General features: G+C 62.7%; 2 protein-coding genes. Both read right to left on the bottom strand.

All coding sequences use genetic code 11. The features are described 5' to 3' along the window. Positions 1-168: 168 nt before the first annotated feature. Complete coding sequence (locus AAFX91_RS41405) at positions 169-564, bottom strand: hypothetical protein (protein WP_051397327.1); 396 nt, start codon at positions 562-564, stop codon at positions 169-171. Positions 565-832: 268 nt separating this feature from the next. Next, the coding region (gene modC, locus AAFX91_RS41400; protein ID WP_394570319.1) for a molybdenum ABC transporter ATP-binding protein at positions 833-1,776 on the bottom strand (944 nt) is incomplete at its 5' end.

The raw sequence follows: 1,776 nt of genomic DNA, 5'->3' as shown, positions 1-1,776 counted from the left end.
CGGCGGCAAGCCAGCTTGGTAACGGAGGCCTTCCGGAGCGGCTTGACCACGAAAGAGAGCGCGTGTCCCCCCACGAGAGCGGGAAGGTGAGGGGTGCTTCCGGCCCAGGGAGATGCGAGGATCCCGCGACCAGCTTCGGCTGCGTCAATTCACAGGCGCCGAGCGCTTTCACAGCGTGCTCAGTGGCTGCGCTATAACGCGCAGCAGCCGGATTATGGATCGAGGTTTTGCGAAAGCCTCGTTCACGAACTTCGGAGTTGAACTGCACAGCACGAGATTATAGGTCGCATAGGTGAACCGGCTTTCCTGAACGCAAGACCGTTCTCGACCAGATTGCTCGGGCGGCCTCGTCGGGCGGAGAAATAGCTCAAAGGGCGCCCGTTGCGTCACCTGGCTGTAAGCTGTCCGCTCGCGCCAAAGCTTGGCCTCGCCCGGTCTTCGGCTTAAACGGCGCTGCAGCTCCTTGGCCGGCGCGGTGAAGTTCGCGGCGACCGCCGCGTCGACCTCCGCCGCTCCTGCATTTCCGACCACAAACAGGGTCAGAACTGAATTGATGAGGATCAATCGGCAAGCCTCATCGGGAAATCCGGACGCCACTGGGAACGCGTTAGCCGCGGCGGCTCTTGCTTCTCATCCCAGCAATCGGCGTGCGGTTCGAGAAACATGGCGCGGGCCTTTGCTTGACACGCACATAGGTTGCCAGCGTGCCCCGTCCAATGGCTCGGCCGCCTCGTCCGGCTTGCGATATCGGCCTCTTCAACTCCGCCTGCGTGGCACAATGAAATGTAGCCTCAAGATGATGCCGCTCGCCTCTCGAGCGAGCTTGCTCGTTTCACGCCGCGGCGCTTGCCTGCCCAGGATCTGCTGCTGGCCTGGAGGTCGTCACGATTTGCAATGGCGGTTCAGAGGCCGAGAGCAGCGAGACGTGCTTGAGCTGCGCGAATACGTCCATCCCATCCTTTAGCCCAAGGGAATCAAAGGAGAAACGCGTGATGCGGGCCAAAATCTCCGTGCCCGAGCCCCCGGTGCCGAGCGCAAGAACCAGCGTGATCTCAGCCGCGCCGAGCGGCAAACAGGCTCTGATGCGCGCCGGAAAGACATTAATCATGGAGCCTGCGCGTGGCGCCTCGCGCGCCACGCTGACGTCGCTCGCTCCAATGCGCAGCCGTTGGTGCACGCCGGGTGCAAACGGCGGCGCCGGCACCAACAGCCGCGCCCCTTTGAGGCGGAGAATGAGTAGCCCATAGCGCCCATCATAGCCGCTGACAACGGCATCAAGGCTGACGGCGGCTTCGCGGCTTGCCGCTAGCGGCAGCGCGGGATCTCTCTGTAAGACTTGCAGCGGTCCGGCCGCGGTCACTACGCCGCGCTCCATCATGACGAGATAATCGGCAAAATGTTCGATCTCCGCCATGTCATGGCCGATGTAGATCATCGGCAGCGCGAGCTTCTCGGGCAGGCGCTCGATGATCGGCAGAATCTCACGTCTGGCGCAGCGGTCGAGCGCGCCAAGCGGCTCGTCCATCACAAGCAGTCTGGGCTGAGACAACAGCGCGCGACCCATGGCGACGCGCTGCCGCTCGCCGCCGGACAGATGTGAGGGAGAGCGGTCGAGCAACGGAGCTATCTCGAGCAGTTCGACCACCTCATCAAACGCGATCGGCGTTGGCTTCGGTTTGGGCGCACCGTAAAGCAAGTTGCGCCTGACCGACAAATGAGGAAAAAGACTCGGCTCCTGAAACACATAGCCGATGGGACGCAGATGGGGTGGGCGAA

Source organism: Bradyrhizobium sp. 31Argb, assembly GCF_043638955.1.
GTDB lineage: Bacteria > Pseudomonadota > Alphaproteobacteria > Rhizobiales > Xanthobacteraceae > Bradyrhizobium.
The sequence above is the reverse complement of the archived record's forward strand: the minus strand, read 5'-3'. Positions and strand labels throughout refer to the sequence as shown.